General features: G+C 51.1%; 29 protein-coding genes and 2 tRNA genes. 18 read left to right on the top strand and 13 right to left on the bottom strand.

Translation table 11 applies throughout. The features are described from left to right. Positions 1-167 precede the first annotated feature (167 nt). From JS578_03750 to JS578_03730, 5 genes are all read right to left on the bottom strand, one after another. Positions 168-716: an NAD(P)H-dependent oxidoreductase gene (locus JS578_03750; GenBank protein QRX64375.1), complete on the bottom strand. Its 549-nt coding sequence runs from the start codon at positions 714-716 to the stop codon at positions 168-170. Between the two features lie 125 nt (positions 717-841). Continuing rightward, complete coding sequence (locus JS578_03745; protein ID QRX64374.1) at positions 842-1432, bottom strand: HD domain-containing protein; 591 nt, start codon at positions 1430-1432, stop codon at positions 842-844. Between the two features lie 66 nt (positions 1433-1498). Then, entirely contained in the window at positions 1499-1900 is a 402-nt protein-coding gene (locus JS578_03740) for a hypothetical protein (GenBank protein ID QRX64373.1), read from the bottom strand. Between the two features lie 85 nt (positions 1901-1985). Continuing rightward, positions 1986-2420 carry a nucleoside deaminase gene (locus tag JS578_03735; GenBank protein QRX64903.1) on the bottom strand — a complete coding sequence of 145 codons (435 nt, stop codon included), beginning with the start codon at positions 2418-2420 and terminating at the stop codon, positions 1986-1988. 4 nt (positions 2421-2424) lie between these two features. After that, a complete protein-coding gene (locus JS578_03730; GenBank protein QRX64372.1) occupies positions 2425-2649 on the bottom strand; it encodes a hypothetical protein in 225 nt (74 codons plus the stop codon). Between the two features lie 167 nt (positions 2650-2816). On the opposite strand from JS578_03730, the gene JS578_03725 reads away from it, so the two are divergent. The 9 genes from JS578_03725 (at position 2817) to JS578_03685 (ending at position 9886) form a co-directional block, all read left to right on the top strand. After that, positions 2817-3176, top strand: a complete 360-nt coding sequence (locus tag JS578_03725; protein QRX64371.1) for a YraN family protein — start codon at positions 2817-2819, stop codon at positions 3174-3176. 13 nt (positions 3177-3189) lie between these two features. Then, a complete protein-coding gene (locus tag JS578_03720) occupies positions 3190-3555 on the top strand; it encodes an MmcQ/YjbR family DNA-binding protein (protein QRX64370.1) in 366 nt (121 codons plus the stop codon). Next, positions 3536-4288, top strand: coding sequence for a biotin--[acetyl-CoA-carboxylase] ligase (locus JS578_03715; protein ID QRX64369.1), 753 nt, complete (start codon positions 3536-3538; stop codon positions 4286-4288). Before JS578_03720 ends, JS578_03715 begins: the two co-directional genes overlap by 20 nt. A 41-nt stretch (positions 4289-4329) precedes the next feature. After that, positions 4330-5037 carry a UMP kinase gene (locus JS578_03710; GenBank protein QRX64368.1) on the top strand — a complete coding sequence of 236 codons (708 nt, stop codon included), beginning with the start codon at positions 4330-4332 and terminating at the stop codon, positions 5035-5037. Between the two features lie 53 nt (positions 5038-5090). Then, on the top strand, positions 5091-5648 hold the full coding sequence (gene frr, locus JS578_03705; protein QRX64367.1) for a ribosome recycling factor: 558 nt from the start codon (positions 5091-5093) through the stop codon (positions 5646-5648). Continuing rightward, positions 5648-6610 (top strand): ribosome small subunit-dependent GTPase A, encoded by a 963-nt coding sequence (rsgA, locus tag JS578_03700; protein QRX64366.1) that lies wholly within the window; start codon positions 5648-5650, stop codon positions 6608-6610. Before frr ends, rsgA begins: the two co-directional genes overlap by 1 nt. A gap of 2 nt (positions 6611-6612) precedes the next feature. Next, positions 6613-8037 (top strand): cardiolipin synthase, encoded by a 1425-nt coding sequence (cls, locus tag JS578_03695; GenBank protein ID QRX64365.1) that lies wholly within the window; start codon positions 6613-6615, stop codon positions 8035-8037. A 102-nt stretch (positions 8038-8139) separates the two neighbouring features. Next, a complete protein-coding gene (locus JS578_03690; protein QRX64364.1) occupies positions 8140-8676 on the top strand; it encodes a shikimate kinase in 537 nt (178 codons plus the stop codon). Positions 8677-8680: 4 nt separating this feature from the next. Beyond that, a complete protein-coding gene (locus JS578_03685) occupies positions 8681-9886 on the top strand; it encodes an alanine dehydrogenase (protein QRX64363.1) in 1206 nt (401 codons plus the stop codon). Here the strand turns inward: JS578_03685 and JS578_03680 are convergent. The 7 genes from JS578_03680 to JS578_03650 form a co-directional block, all read right to left on the bottom strand. Continuing rightward, the gene (locus JS578_03680) at positions 9880-11142 is read right to left on the bottom strand and encodes an MATE family efflux transporter (protein ID QRX64902.1); all 1263 of its coding nucleotides are present in this window, start codon (positions 11140-11142) and stop codon (positions 9880-9882) included. The two genes, JS578_03685 and JS578_03680, sit on opposite strands and share 7 nt — an antisense overlap. A gap of 6 nt (positions 11143-11148) precedes the next feature. Continuing rightward, positions 11149-12060 (bottom strand): IS982 family transposase, encoded by a 912-nt coding sequence (locus JS578_03675; protein QRX64362.1) that lies wholly within the window; start codon positions 12058-12060, stop codon positions 11149-11151. A 73-nt stretch (positions 12061-12133) separates the two neighbouring features. Further along, complete coding sequence (locus tag JS578_03670; GenBank protein QRX64361.1) at positions 12134-12283, bottom strand: hypothetical protein; 150 nt, start codon at positions 12281-12283, stop codon at positions 12134-12136. Between the two features lie 56 nt (positions 12284-12339). Then, positions 12340-12412: transfer RNA gene (locus JS578_03665), tRNA-Gly, on the bottom strand. Between the two features lie 57 nt (positions 12413-12469). Further along, positions 12470-12552: transfer RNA gene (locus JS578_03660), tRNA-Tyr, on the bottom strand. Positions 12553-12580: 28 nt separating this feature from the next. After that, on the bottom strand, positions 12581-13072 hold the full coding sequence (locus JS578_03655) for a 6,7-dimethyl-8-ribityllumazine synthase (GenBank protein QRX64360.1): 492 nt from the start codon (positions 13070-13072) through the stop codon (positions 12581-12583). A 1-nt stretch (position 13073) separates the two neighbouring features. Then, positions 13074-13778 (bottom strand): tetratricopeptide repeat protein, encoded by a 705-nt coding sequence (locus JS578_03650; GenBank protein QRX64359.1) that lies wholly within the window; start codon positions 13776-13778, stop codon positions 13074-13076. A gap of 157 nt (positions 13779-13935) precedes the next feature. Between JS578_03650 and JS578_03645 the strand changes: the two genes are divergently transcribed. The 8 genes from JS578_03645 (at position 13936) to JS578_03610 (ending at position 19107) form a co-directional block, all read left to right on the top strand. Then, the gene (locus JS578_03645) at positions 13936-14475 is read left to right on the top strand and encodes a hypothetical protein (GenBank protein ID QRX64358.1); all 540 of its coding nucleotides are present in this window, start codon (positions 13936-13938) and stop codon (positions 14473-14475) included. 194 nt (positions 14476-14669) lie between these two features. Then, positions 14670-14909 (top strand): 50S ribosomal protein L28, encoded by a 240-nt coding sequence (locus JS578_03640; protein QRX64357.1) that lies wholly within the window; start codon positions 14670-14672, stop codon positions 14907-14909. Between the two features lie 19 nt (positions 14910-14928). Then, positions 14929-15117 carry a 50S ribosomal protein L33 gene (rpmG, locus tag JS578_03635; protein ID QRX64356.1) on the top strand — a complete coding sequence of 63 codons (189 nt, stop codon included), beginning with the start codon at positions 14929-14931 and terminating at the stop codon, positions 15115-15117. Positions 15118-15130: 13 nt separating this feature from the next. Further along, the gene (locus JS578_03630; GenBank protein QRX64355.1) at positions 15131-15292 is read left to right on the top strand and encodes a DUF4295 domain-containing protein; all 162 of its coding nucleotides are present in this window, start codon (positions 15131-15133) and stop codon (positions 15290-15292) included. A 152-nt stretch (positions 15293-15444) separates the two neighbouring features. Then, the gene (gene ftsY / locus JS578_03625) at positions 15445-16398 is read left to right on the top strand and encodes a signal recognition particle-docking protein FtsY (GenBank protein ID QRX64354.1); all 954 of its coding nucleotides are present in this window, start codon (positions 15445-15447) and stop codon (positions 16396-16398) included. Between the two features lie 9 nt (positions 16399-16407). Further along, complete coding sequence (gene rimO, locus JS578_03620) at positions 16408-17706, top strand: 30S ribosomal protein S12 methylthiotransferase RimO (GenBank protein ID QRX64353.1); 1299 nt, start codon at positions 16408-16410, stop codon at positions 17704-17706. Between the two features lie 56 nt (positions 17707-17762). Beyond that, the gene (locus JS578_03615) at positions 17763-18719 is read left to right on the top strand and encodes an HU family DNA-binding protein (protein ID QRX64352.1); all 957 of its coding nucleotides are present in this window, start codon (positions 17763-17765) and stop codon (positions 18717-18719) included. Positions 18720-18744: 25 nt separating this feature from the next. Then, positions 18745-19107: a hypothetical protein gene (locus tag JS578_03610; GenBank protein QRX64351.1), complete on the top strand. Its 363-nt coding sequence runs from the start codon at positions 18745-18747 to the stop codon at positions 19105-19107. 65 nt (positions 19108-19172) lie between these two features. Here JS578_03610 and JS578_03605 read toward each other — a convergent pair whose 3' ends face one another. Next, complete coding sequence (locus JS578_03605) at positions 19173-19871, bottom strand: hypothetical protein (protein QRX64350.1); 699 nt, start codon at positions 19869-19871, stop codon at positions 19173-19175. A 311-nt stretch (positions 19872-20182) separates the two neighbouring features. Between JS578_03605 and JS578_03600 the strand changes: the two genes are divergently transcribed. Further along, the gene (locus tag JS578_03600; GenBank protein ID QRX64349.1) at positions 20183-21331 is read left to right on the top strand and encodes a DNA-binding transcriptional regulator; all 1149 of its coding nucleotides are present in this window, start codon (positions 20183-20185) and stop codon (positions 21329-21331) included. The last annotated feature ends 55 nt before the right edge of the window (positions 21332-21386 follow it).

The raw sequence follows: 21386 nt of genomic DNA, 5'->3' as shown, positions 1-21386 counted from the left end.
GTCCCCTATCTCGTTTTGAAATAGGGTTATCCTAAAAGAAAATTTCAAACAGAAAAAGGCCGTCTCATCATTTCAAATGAGACGGCCTCTTTGTTGCATAAAAAAGATGGCCCCTCAAGTTGGTAAAGGGGACCATCCCGATCGCAGGACGCGATCTTTTTGATCACCTAAAACTTATTTACCCACTCTGCGAAGGCGTTCACCCAGTTTTGCAGGAACGCACGGGTGTCGTCGCTCTTCAGGTTGTTTTGTTCGTCGAACAGTTCCCAGCTGTTGGCCACGTAGGCTTCCGGCTGCTGCATCATGTAGATGTTGAGGAAGACCATCGGCTGACGAAGTGCCAGGTTGGCTCCTTCACCTCCCATGCCGCTCATGGAGCTGCTCACGATGGCGCCCGGCTTGCCGCCCCACTTGCTCTGCCCGTAGGGGCGTGATGCCACGTCGAGTGCATTTTTGATCACCCCTGAGAAGGTTCTGTTGTATTCGGGAGTGACAAAGAGAAATCCGTCTGCCGCACCAATCTTTTCGCGGAATGCAACCCACTCGGCCGGCGGATTTTCATCCAGATCTTCGTTGTAGTGTGCCAGCTGACCAATCTCCACGATTTCCAGTTCCAGCGATTCGGGTGCCAGTTTTGCCAACGAGTTGGCCAGTTTCCGGTTCACAGATTCCTTGCGCAGACTGCCTACCAGTACCGCAATTTTCCTTTTGCTCATTTTATCGGTTTTGTATTTGTTGGTTATTTTCTTCTGTAGGGTCATTAAGTGCCCTTGTTTTAGAATATAACGTGCAAGTGACCCTTTTTGTTTGATCACATTGATCACAAATATCGATGAGCCATTTATGCCAGGTTGCCCTTCTCGCGGGCTTTCTCTACCAGCTCAGACAACAGCTCCCGTATTTTCGCGGGTCCCTTTTCAATGGAGCGCAGCGTCTCATACACACGCTCACCGGTGATGCCTGCCTCGCGCCAGCTGGTACCCTTGCTGTAGGTGTTCAGCAGCACCGGCATGATCTTGTCGACGGCAGCTGCGAAGATTGCGTTTGCTGTTTCCTCTTTCTCAAATTCCAGCCACAGTTCGTAATACTCTTTTCCCTGGTTGTAGGGGAGCATGGTGAAGAGCTTCTTGGCCGCCTGGTTCTCACGGTTGAACTTATCCCGGTATGCCTCTTTGTCGAAAATGAAGGTGTCACCTGCCTCAATCTCCACGAGGTCGTGCAGGGTGATCATCCGGATGATCTGCAGCAGGTCCAGCTCTTCCTTGTTGTCGGCATACTCAAAGAAGAGCATGGCTGCCAGAATAGAGTGCCAGGTGTGCTCTGCCGTATTCTCCTTTCGACTGTCGTCGGCAAGCCAGTTGCGGCGGATTACCTTTTTGAGTTTGTCTGCCTCCAGGATAAATTCAATCTGTTGTTTGAGTCTTTTCTCCATAGGATCTGTTTCAATTCACTTGTTGTGTGGTAGGGTCATTGTTAAACAGATTTGAGGAGAAATCGTTTACCGTTGTGGCAACTTTTTTATTCCGGGAAGCTTCCTCGCCCGAAGCGGATTTTTCTCCTCTTTGCCAAGGTTGCGCGAATGATAGTGAAATGTGGTGTCGGGCCTGGTGATAATCATGTGAAAAGTGTGGCCTGGCGGTACCACGATGGGCATCCCATCCAGTGGTGACTTTATTACCAACTCCTTTTCTGATTTCTGTTGTTCCAGATATTGGTTCCAAAAGGGTAGAGGAATGGTATCTCCCGGATTGAAACGGAGCGTGTCGGTGCCCTCCATACGGAAAGGGGGTAGCTTTCGGGGGATGCTGTCCCACGGTAGTTGATACTGTTCGTGTTGCTGTGATTTCAAATTCACAACAGACAGACCAACCAAAAAGGCTGCAAGGATGAATCGTTTCATAGCGTGTGATTTAATCCTCAAATATAATGGTTGCAGTGCAATATGAGGCCGCTATCCGGATAAAGTTGTGCCCGTTTTTGATAATTTAACGCCTTCGGGCGAAGAATTGTCTCATCAGCTCACCACATTCATCGGCCATCACGCCTGCGGTGACCTGTGTCTTCGGATGAAGCATCTCTGCTGTGATGGTCGTGTAGCCCCTCTTCTCATCCGTAGCGCCGTAAACAAGGCGCGACAGCTGGGCCCATCGTAGCGCACCGGCACACATGGGGCAGGGCTCCACGGTGACGTAGAGCGTGCAGTCGGTCAGGTACTTGCCGCCCAGTATGTTTGCCGCCGCGGTGATGGCCTGCATCTCGGCATGCGCCGTCACATCGTTGAGCATCTCGGTGAGGTTGTGGGCGCGGGCAATGATGCGCTGTCCCGATACCACCACGGCACCCACCGGCACCTCATCCTGATCGAACGCCTTTTGTGCTTCGAGCAATGCCTGTCGCATGAAGTAGTTGTCGTCCAGTATCATCTTAGCGTCGCATTTCGTTTTCTTCAAAGAGGGTGGGGTAGTCCTGTTCCATGTTTTTGAGGATATGGTTCAAGACGGTCTCACGATACCAGCGGGAACGGTTTGTGATCTTGTATTTCTTCAGATAGAACTGAATGAGGCTATGCTCTTCGTCGCTGAGCATGAAGACCGCCTTCCTGACACGCGGCTTCACCTTTCCCTGTAACTTGTATTTTTTTGTGCCCATCAAATAACTTCCATTCGATTTCCTTCCGTTACAGATCGGTTTTGGATCACATCTGAAACGCTTTCCCTTTGCTGATGCAAAAAAACAAAATATTTCCACCAAAAGGAACTTTTTCACTCCTAAATTTGTATTTTTACAACATTTATGGGCTTTTAAGCCCAAAAGCAATGGCGCAACACAACGAACTGGGACATAAAGGGGAGGCAGCTGCGGTGAGCTATCTGGAGTCGAAAGGACATCACATCCTCGATAAAAACTGGCGGCTGCACGGGTATGAGATCGACATCATCACCACCCACGGGGAGTATGTTGTTTTTGTGGAGGTGAAGACCCGCGCCTCGGAGCAGTGGGGCGATCCCCAGAGCTTTGTTGGCACGCAACGCATGCAGCGGATGATCAAGGCTGCCCATCAATATCTGCTCATTCACCGGATTGACTTGCCGGCGCGGTTCGATATCGTTGCCATCATCTGGGAGGGTGACCGTTGTGAACTTGAGCACATTGAAGATGCTTTCAGGGCGTTTTAGAACAACAGCTGTGATGGATATTGAAGCACTGTATGACTATTGCCTCTCGGTGAAGGGTGCCGAGGCAACGACCCCCTTCGACGAGGTGACCATCGTGATGAAGGTGATGGGCAAGATGTTTGCCCTGATACCCACCGATGAGGAGCGTTTCAGCATCAGCCTGAAATGTGATCCTGAAAAGGCATTGCAGCTGCGTGAAGCGTACACCAGCGTGGAGAGTGCCTTTCACATGAACAAAACCTATTGGAACCGAATCTGGCTCGATGGTGACATGGGTGACGATGAGCTGAAGCGATGGATCGATCACTCCGTGGAGCAGGTGATTCGCAAACTACCCAAAAAGAAACAGGAGGATTATTATGGAACAACTGAGCAATGAACGACGGATCATCCGTCTGGAGGAGACCGACTCCACCAATCGTTACCTGAAACAACTGGTAAGGGAGGAGCATCCCGAGGAGGGTTCGCTGGTGATCGCCGATTACCAGACAGGGGGACGAGGCCAGATGGGCAACAGCTGGTACTCCGGCAGGGGCGACAACCTCCTCTTCAGCCTGCTGATCTACCCGCGTCAACTGCCGGCCAACGAATCGTTCATCCTGTCACGCATCACCTCGCTGGCGCTCAAGAACCTGCTCGATTCCTTCACCGATGACATCCGCATCAAATGGCCCAATGACATCTACTGGAAAGAAAAGAAGATTGCCGGCATCCTCATCGAGAATGACATCCAGGAGAAGGAGATCCGCAACACGGTAATCGGCATCGGTCTCAACGTCAACCAGCAGATTTTTCCCATCGAATTGACAAACCCTGTTTCGCTGCGGCAGATCACAGGAACGCTGCATGACAGGGAGCATCTGCTGGAGCTGTTTATGCGTGAGTTCTTCCTGCTCTACAGGGACCTGCAGGAGGGACTGACAACCGCCATCGAGGATGAATACATGCTCGACCTCTACAGGGTGAACGACTATTACTGGTTTGAAGACAGCACCGGTCTTTTCAAAGCGAAAATTGAGACGGTGCTTTCATCCGGCCACCTGGTGCTCCGCACGCTCGACAGCGACGAGAAACGCACTTATGCCTTCAAAGAGGTCACATTTGTCGAATAAAAACTGAACACTGAACACTGATTACTGATAACTGATAAAAAATGCAATACAAACGGATTTTATTGAAGCTGAGCGGTGAGTCGCTCATGGGTGAGAAACAGTATGGTATCGACGAAAAACGGCTGGAGGACTATGCCGCGCAGATTCGTGATGCCGCCCGAAAAGGAATTGAGATCGGCATCGTGATCGGGGGTGGGAACATCTTCCGTGGACTGAGCGGCACCGACAAGGGATTCGACAGGGTGAAGGGTGATCAGATGGGGATGCTCGCCACAGTGATCAACAGCCTGGCCCTCAGCTCGGCCCTCACCGCGATAGGACAGCCCAACCGTGTTTTCACCGCCATCCGCATGGAACCGGTGGGCGAGCTTTACTCCAAATGGAAAGCCATCGAGGCGCTCCAACAGGGCCAGATTGCAATCATCGCCGGCGGCACCGGAAATCCCTTCTTTACCACCGACACAGCGTCGGCACTCAGGGGTATAGAGATCGAAGCCGATGCCATGTTCAAGGGTACCCGTGTCGACGGTGTCTACACTGCCGACCCGGAGAAGGATCCCACCGCCACGAAGTTCAGCAGCATCACTTTCGATGAGATATACCAAAGGGGACTGAAGGTGATGGACCTGACCGCCACCACGCTTTGCCGCGAGAACAACCTGCCCATCGTGGTGTTCGACATGGACAGCTACGGCAATCTGAACAGGGTGATTGACGGTGAAGAGATCGGTACATTGGTCCATTTGTAGCAGCCTTTCAAAAGTTTTGACTATTTTTGCCAGTATTACAATTTTTAATAATTATGGAAACAACAACAATCAGAAATGAGGCCGAGGAGAAGATGAAAATGACCCTCGAGTTTCTTGATGAAACCTTCTCCCGCATCCGCGCAGGACGTGCCAACCCGCACATCCTCGACGGTATCCGCGTGGAGTATTACGGAAGCCATGTGCCGCTGTCAAACGTGGCTACCGTGAACACCCCCGACGCCAAGACCATCATGGTGCAACCCTGGGAGAAACAGATGCTCAAGGTGGTGGAGAAAGCAATCCTCGATTCTGACGTGGGCATCACGCCCGAGAACAACGGGGAGGTGATTCGTCTGGGCATCCCTCCGTTGACTGAGGAGCGGCGCCGTCAGCTGGTGAAGCAGACCAAGCAGGAGGCTGAAGATGCGAAGATCAGCATACGCAATGCCCGCCGCGAAGGGATCGACGAGATCAAGAAAGCCGTGAAAGAGGGCCTGCCCGAGGACATGGGCAAGGATGGTGAAGGCGAACTGCAGAAGCTGCACGACAAGTATATCCGGCAGGTGGATGAGATGTTCGGTGAGAAGGAGAAAGAAATACTGACCGTTTGATGGCATCAGCCTGCGGTGAGCAACGACTGCCACGACGCAGTGGTTTGGTGATCCGGAATACCGGCAACAGCTACCTGGTGCGCGATGAGCAGGGCAACGACCTGCTCTGCCGCGCCAAGGGTAACTTCCGCCTGAAAGGCATCCGCAGCACCAGTCCCGTGGTGGTGGGTGACCGGGTGAGCCTCGATGTGAACCCCGACGGCACCGCTTTCATTACCGATATCGCCGATCGGAAGAACTACATTGTGCGAAGGGCATCCAACCTCTCCAAGCAGTCGCATATCCTGGCAGCCAACATCGACCGGGCACTGCTTTGCATCACACTTCGCTCACCGGAGACCAGCACTGTCTTCATCGACCGCTTTCTGGTGACCGCCGAGGCCTACTCGGTGCCGGTGACTCTTCTTTTCAATAAAATAGACCTCTACGACGAGGCGGATCAGGAGTATCTGCGCGGAATCACCCGCCTCTACACCAGTATCGGCTATCATTGCCTGGAGAGCTCGATGATCACCGGCAAGGGCAGGGAGGAGATCGATGCACTCACAAGCGGGGTGATCGTGCTGCTGGCGGGTCACTCCGGCGTGGGCAAGTCGACCATCGTCAACACGCTCCGCGGTGATGCCGTTCAGAAGGTGGGTGACATCTCCGATTATCACCAGAAAGGGATGCATACCACCACCTATTCGGAGATGATAGAGCTTGCCAACGGCGGGTTCATCATCGACACCCCCGGAATCAAGGGGTTTGGTACCATCGACATGGTCCCCGCGGAGGTGTCGCATTACTTCCCGGAGATCTTCCGCACATCGAAACATTGCCGTTACAACAACTGCCTCCACCTCCATGAGCCGGATTGTGCCGTGCGCAACGCGGTGGAAGCGCACACCATCAGTGAGAGCCGCTACCACTCCTACCTCAACATAATGGAAGACATCAGCGAAGGAAAATACCGATTGTAGCCATGCCCCTGAACCATACACTGATCACCCTCTTCGAGATTCTCTACCTGCTTACGGTGGTGAGCATCGTGGTGGTGGTGATCACCGAGAACAGGAACCCCATCAAGACGGTGGCATGGGTGCTGGCGGTGCTCTTCCTGCCGGTGATCGGCATCATCTGGTATGCCATCTTCGGGCAGGATACCACCCGTAAGCATGTCATCTCCCGCCGCATGTACAGCAAGCTGAAAAAACGGCCTCTGGATGAGATGGAGACCCCTGTTGAACAGAGCTCCCCGGAGGGATACGGCAACCTGGTGAACCTGCTCCGCCGCATGGATTACAACCCGCTGCTGGGAGGCAACGACGTGGAGCTCTTCACCCACGCCTCCCTCAAGTTCGAACGCCTCTTTGATGACATCGGGAGGGCCCGCCGCCACATCCATATCGAATATTATGTGCTGGAAGACGATGACCTTGGGAAGCAGTTGCAGGATGCCCTGATCCGGAAGGCCCGTGAAGGTGTTGAGGTGAGGATCATCTATGACAGCTTCGGCTCCCGCAAGACGGGGAAGGCCTATTTCGAAGCGTACCGCATGGCGGGCATCGAGGTGGAACCCTTCCTGAAGCTGACGCTGCCCTCCCTTACCTCACGCCTGAACTACCGAAACCACCGCAAGATCATCGTGATCGACGGTGAAATAGGGTATGTGGGCGGCATGAACATCGCAGACCGTTACATCAGAGGGATGGAATGGGGAGCATGGCGCGATACCCATGCCCGTATTGAAGGGAAAGGGGTGCAGGGGCTGCAGTCGGTCTTCCTGATCGACTGGTTCTTTGTCTCACAAACACTAATCACCTCCCGCAATTATTTTCCCCTGCTCGACAACTGCGGCAACAGCATGATGCAGATCGTCAACAGCGGACCGGTGAGCGAGGAGAACGAACTGTCGCATGGCATCATGCAAGCCATCTACAACGCTGAGAAGTCGATATTTATTCAAACACCCTATTTTTTCCCGCCTGAATCAATGACAGATGCCCTACAGGCAGCTGCCATACGCGGGGTAGATGTGCGGCTGATGATCTCAAAACGATCCGATGTGCCCCTGGTGCAGCTGGCCTCCCACTCCTTCATCGCACACATGCTGCAGTCGGGAGTGAAGGTCTATCTCTACCGGGAGGGTTTCCTTCACTCCAAACTGATGGTGTTCGACAGCTCTCTCACCCTGATTGGTTCAGCCAACTTTGACATGCGTAGCTTCGAGCAGAATTTTGAGGTGGAGGCATTCATCTATGACCGTGAAGTGGCTGCTCAGGCGTCTGAGATCTTTGTCGATGACCAACGCTCGTGTGACCAGGTCTCGCTGAGGGAATGGAATAAAAGACCCATTGGCAGACGTTTTCTGGAATCACTGCTGCGCCTCTTCGCACCGCTGTTGTAAGCAGGTTCGTGGTTCATGGTTTGATGTTAATAAGTTAATAGGTTGATACGAAATTAATGTATAGTTTTTAAAAACTGACAACAGTCAACTGATTGCTAAAAAATGGAACGAATATTTCTCATAGGATATATGGGGTGCGGCAAGAGTACCCTCGGCAAGCGACTCGCCCAGAAACTGTCGCTCTCCTTCATCGACCTTGATGCCCACATCCAGAACAATTACCGCAAGACAATTTCCGAACTGTTTGATGAAAAAGGGGAGGAGGCATTTCGCAGAATCGAGCAACAGGCACTGCTGGAGGTGGCCGACTTTGAAGATGTGCTGATTTCTACCGGTGGGGGAGCCCCCTGCTTCTTCCACAACATGGAGGTGATGAACCGTGCCGGTGTCACGGTCTACATCAAAGCCGAACCGGAGGAGCTGGCAGCAAGGTTGCGGGCATCCAAAACAGTACGACCCATTCTCAGCAAGAAGAAACCGGAGGAACTGATTCCCTTTATCCGGGAACATTTGGCTGAACGTGAGCGTTATTACAACAAGGCGCAGATCATCTTTCCCACCGATCACATGATCACAAAGGAAGAGATCCACCTCACCGTAAATGCCATTGCAGAACAATTGAAAAACAGGAGCAGATAAAACCATGTACGATCCCCTAAAGCGCACCTCCTTCTTTGTCAGGGAGCAACTCCAAAAAACAGAAAATCCCGGTTTCACCACCGTGATCGGTATCCCGCGTGAGATTGATGAGACCGAGAAGCGGCTGGCGCTTACGCCCGAAACGGTAGCACTGATGGTATCCTCCGGGTACAGGGTGCTGCTTGAGGCCGGTGCCGGACTGCCCATCAATTACTCCGACCGTTATTATGCTGATGCGGGAGCTGAGATCATGGAAAGCGTGGCAGAGGTGTTTCAGGCCGATCTGATCCTGAAGATCATGCCACCCACGCTCGGTGAGGTGGAGATGATGCGGCCGCGGAGCACCGTTTTCTCGTTTCTGTATCTGCACAAGCTCACTTCCTCCCTCCTGGAGATGATGGCTGAGAAAAGAATCAACGTATTGGCCTATGAGCTGCTCTACGACCAGAGCGGACTCTCTCCTTTTGTGACGGCCATCTCAGAGATTGAGGGCGCCTGCTCCATCACGCTTGCTGCCGAGCTGCTGAGCAATGCCCATGGCGGGAAAGGAATCCTGCTGGGTGGTGTGCCGGGCATCTCACCCACCGAAGTGGTGATCATCGGTGCCGGTGTGGCGGGTACCATGGCGGCACGGGCTGCTCTGGCACTGGGTGCCTCCGTGAAGGTGTTCGACAATGATGTGGCAAAGTTACGCACCATCCGTCATGAGCTGGGATCACCGCTGTTCACCTCCACGCTGCAACCAAACGTGCTGCGCAATGTCTTTCGCTCTGCCGATGTGGTGATAGGAGCCATGCAGTATATCAACAAGAGCCATTACTATCGCATTTCGGCCGATTTGATCAGGGAGATGAAGAAGGGGGCGTTGATCATCGATTTGCGCATGGCGCAGGGGGGGTGTTTTGAAACCACTATGGAAGCCTGCCTGGCAGATCATCCTCCAGTATTTGAGAAGTTTGGGGTGCTCCATTTTTGTGAGATGAGCCTCAGTGCTCGTGTGGCGCGCTCAGCATCGATCGCGATGAGTAACCTCTTCATCTCCCTCTTCATGGCGATGGGTGACTGCGGGGGTGTGCCTCACTTTGCCCGGTTCGACCGCGGTTTCGCTGCAGGCTTCTACCTCTATGCCGGCAAGATGGTGAACCGTTATGTGGCCGGTCATTTCAACCTCCCCCTCTCCGACATCGGCATCTTCTTGCACGGCTATTGAGATGTGAGTCTCTTTCGCAGCACCAGGTACCAGATCAGCAGGATACTCCCCTTGAAGAGGGAGGTGATGGAGATGGCCCACCAGACGCCTGTCACCCCGATACGGGCACCCAGGAAAAGTGCCAGCGGAATGCGTAGCGTGTTAAAAACCATGCTGACAATGGCCGGTGGTGATGTCTTGCCCAATCCGTTGAAGATCCCCTGGGTGGTGATCTCCAGCATCATGAAGAGCTGCGAGAAGCCGAGAATCATCAGGTAATCCCCGCCGGCAATGTATGCCTCTCTCTCCGGAACAAACATTGAAAAGATCCATTCACCGCGGAAGATGAAGGCAGCTGACACGATTCCTCCCAGCAATCCCATCATCATCAGCGTGTAGCGAAAGGCACGAGCGGCTCGCAGCATCTTGCCCGCCGCGAAGTTCTGTGCCACGAAGCTGCCCAGTGCCGTGGCAAAGCCGTTGGAGGTGTTCCAGGTGATTCCCTCAATCTGCCCCCCGGTGGTCTGGCTGGTGATCCCCAGATGCCCCCCGTAGAGGGATGCGCTGCGGGCCAGGTTCATGTTGATGAAGGCGAAGTAGACATTCATCGCCGCAACGGGCAGTCCCAGCTTGAGGATGTTGATCGTGAACCGCCTGCGGGGACGGATCAGAAAACGAAAGCCACCCAGCAAACCGTTCCTGCGCTTCAGGTGAGCGATGAAGAGCAACAACACCACCCCCTGCGAGAGTACTGTGGCCAACGCTGCCCCCTGCACACCCATTGCCGGAATGGGACCCATCCCGAAGATCATCAGGGGGTCCAGCAGTATGTTGAACACCAAACCGGTTGCATTGAAATAGAAGGGGATGTCGCTCCTGCCGGATCCGATGTAGATGCCTGAGAAGTTGAGGATCAGGAACATCACCGGGATCCCGACAGCCATGATCCGCAGGTAGCCGGCAGCCTCCATGGCGATGGAGTGCTCCAGCCGGTAGAAGGAAACGTAGGGGTTGGGGAAGAGCATGAAGAGGATGCCGAAGGAGAGCCCCAGCAACAGTGCCAGCGTGGTGGTGTGGGAAGCGTAGAGGGAGGCATGATCGAGCCGCCGTGCGCCGATCGACTGGCCGATGGAGATCTCGGCTCCCACCTTCGAGATGAGTGCCACCGAGTTCATCATCCACATCAGCATGCCGATGGAGCCTACTGCCGCCACGGAGCGACTGCCCAGCCGGCCGATCCAGAGGATGTCTACCAGGTTGTAACGTGAGTTCGGGATAACATATTATCCCCAAATGGTTAATTGACTTGACTTTTCCACTTCAAATTTGATTGAAGGCTTTTTGGGAAAGAAACAATATGCCACCAATGCAGCAATTATGTTCATGATGAAATTATGTGTGGAACGATGCCTTGAATGTTCTATCTGGCAGATATTCTTCAGTTCATCATTGATGGACTCAATTACAGATCTTTTGCGTAAGAGAATCTTGTCGCGGAATGACATCAGGGAATTTTTCATATTTGAGCGTATACCGGTCACTAAATGAACACCCTGGTCAAACAGCATCTCGAAGAGCTTTGTGCTGATGTAACCCTTGTCTGCATATAGTTTACCGAAAAGATCTTTGGTAAGAACATTGATTACGTCAGGGTTTCTATCGTCGACATTGCCTTTTGTGAGAGAGAAATTCAGCAATTCACCCTTTTCGTTACAGACCAGATGAAGCTTGAATCCAAAAAACCAGCCCATCGTACTTTTCCCTCTTTGTGCCAGATCCCTGAATACTTTATTCGAGTGTATACGCTTGTTATGACATACTTTAATGGGAGTGCTATCCACATATGTAATGCCTGTGCATTCACCAAATCCAAAGAGTTTGAGCAAGAGCATGAAAGGTACAATCACCCTGGGTTGCAACTCGACAAAACGGTTGTAGGAAACGGCATTTGGAAAATAGCTCTTCATGTGTTTGCAAATATAAAACAGGTAATAATTCTTGAAATTATGGAAGGTTCCGCAGTGGAAACAGACCATCACGGCAATAATCTCGCTCTGGGACATTTGCGTTTTCCTGTTTCTCCTTTTAGTTGTACCCCCGGCTTGAAGTTGATGATTCTGAATTTCATTCTCATATTCTGCACAAAAATCGTCGGCAATACAAAATATTTCAATAACTTTGTCTGTTGTGATCATAGGGCTGATGTTTGTTATTTGTTTGATTATCAGCTATAAATATACAAATAATCTCCCTATATCACAACTTTTTTTATGCTTTTCTTATCCCGAACTCACGTTTGTAGGTCATCTGGATGAAGCTGATGGCCATCAGCGGCAGTGCCAGTGTCAGCAGCTGACGGAAGATGCTTCCCTGCGTCAGGTCACGGATGTTGGGGGTGAAGACGGGTGACTCTTTCATTTGGTTCTGTTGTACAAAAAAAAAGGAAGTAACACTGTTCGTTACTTCCTTTTGAGAGCGGAAGACGGGGCTCAAACCCGCGACCCTCAGCTTGGAAGGCTAATGCTCTATCAACTGAGCTACTTCCGCAATATTGATTTGGTGATTCGCTGATGTGGTGACATGCTCATCATCAAATAAGCAAAGTGGGCAGTGATGGATTCGAACCACCGAAGGCGTAAGCCAGCTGAGTTACAGTCAGCCCCATTTGGCCACTCTGGTAACTGCCCATGTTTTGCGTGTGCAAAGATAATACAATTATTGATATCTGGAACGAAGTGCCAACATTTTTAACGCTGTGATGGCTGCTTCGTCACCCTTGTTGCCGTGACGACCACCTGAGCGGGCCCTGGCCTGATCGAGTGTGAGCGTGGTCAGCAGACCAAAGATCACAGGAACATCTTTTTGCAGGTTCAGCTCGGTGCATCCCTGTGTCACGCTCTCACACACGAAGGTGAAGTGGGGGGTCTCCCCCTGAATGACACAACCCAGGATAATCACACTGTCCACCGCTCCCTTTTCAATCAGCAGCCGCGCACCATAGGTCAGCTCGAAGCTGCCCGGTACATGTTCCACCACAATGTCCTCTTCCCTCACACCAAACTTGCGCAGCGTGTTCACCGCGCCGTTCAGCAGGCTCCCGGTCACGGAGTAGTTCCACTCCGACACCACGATGCCGATCCTTTTCCCTTCGCCTGACGGAATGGTATGGGGATCGTATGAGGAGAGGTTTTGCAGTTCAGTAGCCATCTTAGTTCGATTCTTTCAGCAATTCTGCCTGCTTGATGTACTTATCGGCTTCCTGCCCTTCAGGGGTGTTGGTAAACTCCTCCATGATCCGTGTGAAAATCTCGATCGCCTTGTCGTAGTTTCCCTCCGACAGATATACATTCCCCGCCTTCTTGTAGTAGATGGGGCTCAACATCCGGTCGTCAGCCTTTTTTGCCGCTTTGAGAAACTGGTCGATCGCCTTTTCGCTCTCACCCATGTTCATGTATACATCACCAATGGCACCTGTCACGGCAGGTGTGATCAGCAGGTCGCCACCCTTGAACTTCTTCAGGTGTTCAAGTGCTTTCTCGTTGTTGCCCATCCGGTTATAGGCGATGCCTGCATAGGCGTGGGCCAGATCGGCTGAACGGGTACCCTTGTATTGGGAGATCACTGCTTCGAAGCCGGGGAAGTCGTTCCCATTGCCAAAGAGCGCCAGTGAATCTTCTCCCTCCTGAAAGTAACGCTCTCCCTTGAAGAGGGCTGCTTGAGCCTTTTCGTTGCGGGGGAGTTTATATAGATAATGATATGCCAGATAAGCACCCACCAGCACCACCACGATCAACAGACCGGTCAATATGGACTTCTGGTTTTTTTCCAGGAACTGTTCGGAACTGGACAACGCCTCACCGATGTTTTCAAAGCTTTTTTCGGCTTGCGATTCTTTCTGTTTTTTTGCAGACATACGATATGAAAAATGTTACATTGTTTTTTCGCGTTGCAAAAGTAATCGTTTTTAGGGGATAAAGAAAATATTAAGGGTTGTTTTTTTTTGTAATTCTGGTTGTCGGCTTTAATCTTTTTCGTAGGTTTGCAGTCCAATAGACAGTTTTGTAAAGATTATGAAGAGATTTTTTATCACATTCAGCTTATTTGTCGCTACCCTGTTTGTTACAATGGGACAGGTCGACAATGCTTTTACAACTGTTACGGTCCTGAACGGCAAAGTTCTTTTCGAGCAGTTCATTCCTGTCAATAACAACCTCACTGCCGATCAGAAATACAACCTGTTACAGGAGTGGGCCAGGAAAACTTTTGTGGGTGATCCACTGCTGGCAGGCATACGCTATGACGAGAAAGCGCGTACGGTCACCGTGAGCAATCGTGCCCAATTTCTGGAGCCTGAGAAGATGATGATGAGTTACCGTCTCGATCTCTCGGTGAACAATGCCGGTTGTATGCTGGTGGTCCGCGACATCTCCTATCAGGTGGCCCAACAGGATGCCTCTTCCTTCTTCCCCAAGGTTTATACTGCCGAACAAACCATCACCGATCAGTCTCTCAACAATGGTGGGGAGCAGGCTGAATGGCGAAAGGCGATACGAGGTGAGACGCTGAAGACTGTGAACGGCCTCCTGTCAGCAGTTGACTCCATCTTTTGAAGTGGGTGAGGGTATCGGAGGGTGCCGCATTAACCGGTGGTCCCCATCAGATTCGTGGTAAAAGCGACTGATTGCATTCAAATTAATTTGCGCAATTCTTTGGTAATTTAAAAAACTATGCTTAATTTTGCGCCCTGATTTGTCGGGAAGATTGTGTCCGAAAAGAAGGTAAACAACAAATACACCATATAGCAATGTCTAAGATTTGTCAAATAACAGGAAAAAGAGCAATGGTTGGCAACAACGTTTCGCACTCCAATAAGAAGACGAAGCGTAGGTTCAACGTCAATTTGTTCACGAAGAAATTTTTTTGGGTGGAAGAGGATTGCTGGATCAGTTTGAACGTCTCGGCATCCGGATTGCGCACCATTAACAAGATCGGACTGGATGCAGCCTTGAAACAAGCCGCTGCCAAAGGATTTTTAAACGCATAACGAAAGAGGAGAAGCAGCAATGGCAAAGAAAGCAAAAGGAAACAGGGTGCAGGTCATACTGGAATGTACCGAGCACAAGGAGAGCGGCATGCCCGGCACCTCCCGTTACATCACCACCAAGAACAGAAAGAACACCACCCAACGGTTGGAGTTGAAGAAATACAATCCCGTCCTCAAGAAAATGACGGTGCACAAGGAAATCAAGTAAAACAGGATAAACTATGGCAAAGAAAGCAGTTGCGGGATTCCGTGATAAGAATACAACCACCGGACGCAGTCACACCAAGGTAATCAAGATGGTGAAATCGCCCAAGACCGGTGCTTACAGCTTCAGGGAAGAGATGATCCTGAACGACCAGGTAAAGGATTACTTCACGAAGTAAATCCGTTAAAAATATGTAAAAGCTTCCCTGTGCCACCACGCAGGGAAGTTTTTTATTGACTATTTCGTAGATTTGCAATTGATTCGCATCCTTTCATGGGTGCGGAATGAGGAGATTCAGAAGTAAGATTTAGAACAAACAACCACAGCAATATGGGGCTTTTTGACAGATTCACCAAGGGTAAGAAGGAGACACTCGACAAAGGTCTGGAGAAGACCAAGGAGAGCTTCTTCTCGAAGATCACCCGTGCCGTTGCCGGCAAATCGAAGGTCGACGATGATGTGCTGGACCAGCTGGAAGAGGTGCTGGTCACCTCCGACGTGGGGGTGGAGACCACCCTCAAGATCATCGAACGCATCGAGGAGCGGGTAGCCCGCGACAAGTATGTGACCACCGACGAGCTTACCACCATCCTGCGTGAGGAGATTGCGCTGCTGCTCACCGAGAACAACAGCGATGATCTCTCCGAGTTCAGCGTGCCCCAAGAAAAGAAACCCTATGTGATCATGGTGGTGGGTGTGAATGGTGTGGGGAAGACCACCACCATCGGCAAGCTGGCCTGGCAGTTCAAACAGAAGGGACTCTCGGTCTACCTTGGTGCGGCCGACACCTTCCGTGCCGCCGCCGTGGAGCAGCTCGATATCTGGGGACAAAGGGTAGGTGTGCCCGTGGTGAAGCAGAAGATGGGCGCCGATCCCGCCTCCGTGGCGTTCGATGCGGTCAGCTCCGCCAAGGCACACAACGCCGACGTTGTGATCATCGATACCGCGGGGCGTCTGCACAACAAGGTGAGCCTGATGAACGAGCTGACCAAGATCAAGCAGGTGATGAGCAAGATCATCCCCGATGCACCGGACGAGGTGTTGCTGGTGCTCGATGGCTCCACCGGCCAGAACGCCTTCGAACAGGCCAAACACTTCACTGCCGCCACCGAGGTGACCGCACTGGCCATCACCAAGCTCGATGGCACCGCCAAGGGGGGCGTGGTGATTGGAATCTCCGACCAGTTCCGCATCCCGGTGAAGTACATCGGCCTGGGTGAGGGGATTGAAGACCTGCAGGTGTTCCGCAGGAAAGAGTTTGTCGCTTCCCTCTTCGGGGAATAATCAAGATTTATGATCAAGAACAAGATAGATGTGGTCACGCTGGGTTGCTCCAAGAACCTGGTCGACTCGGAACGGCTGATGCGTCAGCTGGTGGCCAACGGCTACACCGTCACACACGATCCCGAGAACGCCGATGGTGACATCGCCATCATCAACACCTGCGGCTTTATCGGTGATGCCAAGGAGGAGTCGGTCAACATGATCCTCTCCTTTGCAGAAGCCAAACAACGCAACAAGCTGAAGAAGCTCTACGTGATGGGATGCCTTTCGGAGCGCTACCGCGAGGAGCTCGCGGCAGAAATACCGGAGGTGGACCGCTTCTATGGGAAGTTCGAATGGAATGGGGTGATCAGCGACCTGGGCAAGTCCTACTACAAGGAGCTGGAATATGACCGCTCTCTCTCCACACCGCCGCACTACGCCTACGTGAAGATCTCGGAGGGGTGCGACCGCACCTGCTCCTACTGCTCCATCCCCCTGATCACCGGAAAGTACAAGTCGCGTTCCATCGAGGAGATCGAGGAGGAGATCCGTCACCTGGTGAAAGAGGGGGTGAAGGAGTTCCAGTTCATCGCGCAGGACCTTACCTACTATGGTCTCGACCGTTACCGCGCCATGAAGCTGCCGGAGCTGATCGAGCGGGTGGCCGACATCCCCGGTGCGGAGTGGATACGTCTCCACTACGCCTACCCGGCCCACTTCCCCACAGATCTGCTACGCGTGATGCGGGAACGGGAGAATGTATGCAGTTACCTTGATATTGCCCTCCAGCACAGCAGCGACAAGATGCTGCAGCTCATGCGGCGCAACATCACCCGCCAGGAGACTGTCGACCTGATCAGGCGCTTCCGCGAAGAGGTGCCCGGCATCCACCTGCGCACCACCATGATGGTGGGTCACCCGGGTGAGACCGAGGAGGATTACCTCGATCTGCTCGACTTCGTGCAGGAGACACGCTTCGAGCGGCTGGGAGCGTTCCCCTATTCGCATGAGGAGGATACCTACAACGACAAGCATTACAGTGACGATGTGCCGGCCGAGGTGAAACAGGAACGGATGGAACGGCTCATGGAGCTGCAGGAGGGAATCGCCCTCACGGTGAATGAAGCCAAGGTAGGCAAAACAATGAAGGTGATCATCGACCGCGAAGATCCCGACTACTTTGTGGGCCGCACCGAGTATGACTCACCCGAAGTGGACGGGGAGGTACTGATTGGAAAGGATAAAGAGCTTGCAATCGGTGATTTCTACCAGGTGAAGATCGATTCGGCTTTGCCCTTCGACCTCTTCGGAAATGTAATTGAATAACCCTCACGTCCCACATCCTCACATCCCTTAATTAACGAATCCTCAAATCAAATCAGATGACACACGACGAGACAACATCAATCCTTGCCAATCGTTTGGACTGGACCGAAACAAAGGTGAATGAGCTGATGCAGGCAACAGCTGAGGTGATGGGTGAATACCTCTCAGAGCCGGGCACCCTCACACTGCCGGGAGTGGGTCAGCTGATCTCACATAAAGAACGTGAGTATATCTCGCTCAATCCTGAAACAGGTGAGCGAACCCTGATGCCACCTGCCGTAGAGCTTGATTTCAGGTTGTCCCTGAACAACGATCGGATTGATGTGGCTCCCCTCGTTTCGCTGCTGAAAAAGAAGCGTCCGGAGATTAGCGACGAAGATGCCGGTCGACTGCAGAGCGAATGGCTCACGCCGGTCAGGGAGTCGATTCTTCGTGATGAGAGCATTGAAATACCGCATCTGGGCACCTTCCAATGCAAGCCGCTCAGTGAGACAAGTCATGATGAAGAGCGGTTCCTGATCACTTTCATCCCGTCAGAACTGTTGCGCAGGGGCGTCAACAGTTATTTCGCCCATTTTGAACCCACGCTGCTCAACGAGGGGATCACCTTCGATGCACTGCCCGTTGTGAATATGGGAGAAGAAAACATCGCGGAAAGCAGTGACAACGTGATCGTGCGGGCGTCAGCCACCCCAACGCCGCACACGGCAGAGCAGGAATCACTCCCTGAAGCGCTTCCTGAACCGGAGGAGGCACCAAATCCTCCAGCACCGGAACAGCCTCTCGTAACGGCCGAGCCGGTTGAGCCGGAGCCCCCGCAGGTGAGCGCTTCCAATCCATTGTCCGAATCACTCCGGGATCTGCCCGACGACGCAATCAGGCAAAGAGTTGTGGAAAGGAGCAGAAGGACAAAGAGAGGACGAAAGAGTACCTCTGTCTGGGTTCCGATCATCGGGGGTGTGGCAATTGTTGTTGCCGGGCTTTTTTTTTTCAATCGCGACACGACAGAATGATGAGTCGCTGAGTGCTGCCAACATAGTGGAGTCGCCTGCTGTCGTCGCACCTGCAACAAACAGCATCCGGGAACAAGAGATTCTTTCCTCCGATACGCTAGCCCCGGAGGAAGCTTTGCCGCCAGCTCCTGCCCCTGAAAAAAAGATAGAGACCGTGCGTCTGGGCAAGGGCGAAACGCTGCGCATCCTGGCCGAGAGGCTCTTCGGCAACCGTGAATTCTGGGTCTACATCTACCTTGAGAACAAGCACATCATTCCTGATCCCAATCGTGTTCCCGCCGGCATCAGCTTGCTCGTTCCCGACACCCGGCAATACGGGATTGATGCTGCAGACCCCGCATCAGTCCAAAGCGCAAAACAGCAAGGCGACAGTCTCTTTCAATCCTGATGCGGAATCTGGGACTGCCCTGTTTGGTGATTTTTTTCAAAATAAACCACTTGCAACCTTCCCCGTTATTTCACTGTAAATCCGATATTTGAAATTTCCTTTCCATTGGCATCCGAATCGTGCATCCTGAAACTGTAGTTGCCCGGATTTGAGGGCGCATTGAAAGTCAGTACTCCGTCAGCGGATGACTTTACATACTGATATTTCAGATCATGTCTGTCATTTTCAGCTTCACTTCCGTGAGGAATGTTAGCCGGAATAATCCCTATCCATGCATTCGTCCTTACCCACGAGGGGGTTTTATAATGCAGTTTAATCTCCTGACCGGGGGTAAACTGAAGCGCATCAAGCCAGAGAACCGGGTTTTCCACATTCGATTCTTTCACGACAGTGACCGTGGTTGGAATTTGGTTGCGCACCTCGAAACTCACTAATGCCACCTCTTTTCCGTTACTGTCTGTATCATGCATCCTGAAATCGAATCTGCCAGTCTGCTTGGGAGCTGTAAATTTCAACACTCCCGAACTTCGTTTGCTCAGATAAACATAGGAAATGTCATGTTTATCGTTTTCGACTTCACTCCCGTGGGGAACGGAGGACGGAATAATTCCAACCCAGGCATTCGATGCGTAGGTCGTAGGAGCGGTAAACGCAATTTCAATTGCTTCACCCGGTAAAAAAACGTCGCGGGAAAGTTTCAATGATTGCGCATGAACATTCAGCATGAAAAAGGTCATTGCAACTAAAAACAAACAGTTTTTCATTGTCGTAAAATTTAAATGGTTATAACGATGGGTTCAGTATGAATTGAATATCTGTTTCAGGCTCACTTTTATTGCAACATTATATGCACAAAAATATAAAATAAATTGATCTTTTTGTAATAACAGTTAATAAATACAATTTAAGCAGCAACGGTTTGTATTTTATTTGACTCATTTCATTAGATCATGCATAGAAAAGAAAAATTTAACTTGAATTGCACTCAATTGTTTTGTGAATAGTTATATTATAAGGTATTAGTTGTATATTTGAGGATAATTCCCATATAAAGAACGTTAATTGAGTGTTCACCATGAAAAGGATCCTGCTTTTGGTTGATTATTCAAGTGAGTTTAGCCGTCGCATACTCAAGGGGTTGATTCAGTATTCAAAGGAGCATGGACCTTGGATATTCTATCGTTTGCCAGATTATTATAAAACACTCTACGGAAAAGAGGGGATCATTCAATGGGCGAAAGATTGGAAGGCAGATGCCGTTGTAGCAAGATGGGACCATGAAGGAACCAATTTGCTGGAGAGTTTAGGAATACCTATAGTATTGCAAAATTACAAGGAACGAAGCCCTTACTTCTCCAACCTGACAGGTGATTATATTGGTACCGGTACGATGGCTGCCAGGTTTTTTATCAAGAGACGATTCAGAAATTTTGCCTTCTATGGAAACAAGGATGTCGTTTGGTCACGCGAAAGGGCTGAAGGTTTCATGCGTGAAGTGAAAAGGGTAGGAGGCAACTATTACTATTTTGAGAGTGAAAATCTGAATGGTGATCAGTGGAGTAGTGCGCTACTGAGACTCGACGAATGGCTGCTTTCGCTCCCCAAACCGATAGGTCTTTTTGCCTGCGACGACAGTTTTGCGCTCCAGGTTTCAGAGAATTGTAAGATCAATGACATCCGTATTCCTCAAGAGATATCGCTGTTGGGCGTTGACAACGACGAACTGATCTGCAATCTCTCAGATCCCCCCATCTCCTCCATCGTGCTCGATGTGGAGAAAGGAGGGTATGAAGTGGGTAGATTGATCGATCGATTAATGAACAGAGAGCGCCTTGAACCATTTAACGTTGTGATTGAACCCAAAAGATTTGAACTGAGAAGATCAACCGAAAAATACAATATTTCGAACGAGTATATATCAAAAGTGGTCAATTACATTGAAGACCATTTCACCTCCGAGATTAAAATTGAAGCGTTTTCTGAAATGGTGCCCTTTTCAAGACGAAACCTGGAGGTGAAATTCAAAGAGGAGATGGGTACCTCCATCTATCAGTTTATACTTAACTGCAGAATTGAATATTTTGCCCATTTGTTGTTAACTACCAATCGAACCCTGTTCGATCTGGCTTTAGAGTCCGGATTCAACGACTGCAAGAACATCTCCCGAATTTTCAAAAAAATAAAAGGAGCAACCCCTGCTGAATACCGCAAGAAAAAGAGTTGAAACACCATAAGGGATGGCTTTCTTTATAATTGAACGTTTTTTGAAAACAGGATTA

The sequence above is a fragment of the Dysgonomonadaceae bacterium zrk40 genome (assembly GCA_016916535.1).
Lineage (GTDB): Bacteria > Bacteroidota > Bacteroidia > Bacteroidales > Dysgonomonadaceae > Proteiniphilum.
The sequence above is the reverse complement of the archived record's forward strand: the minus strand, read 5'-3'. Positions and strand labels throughout refer to the sequence as shown.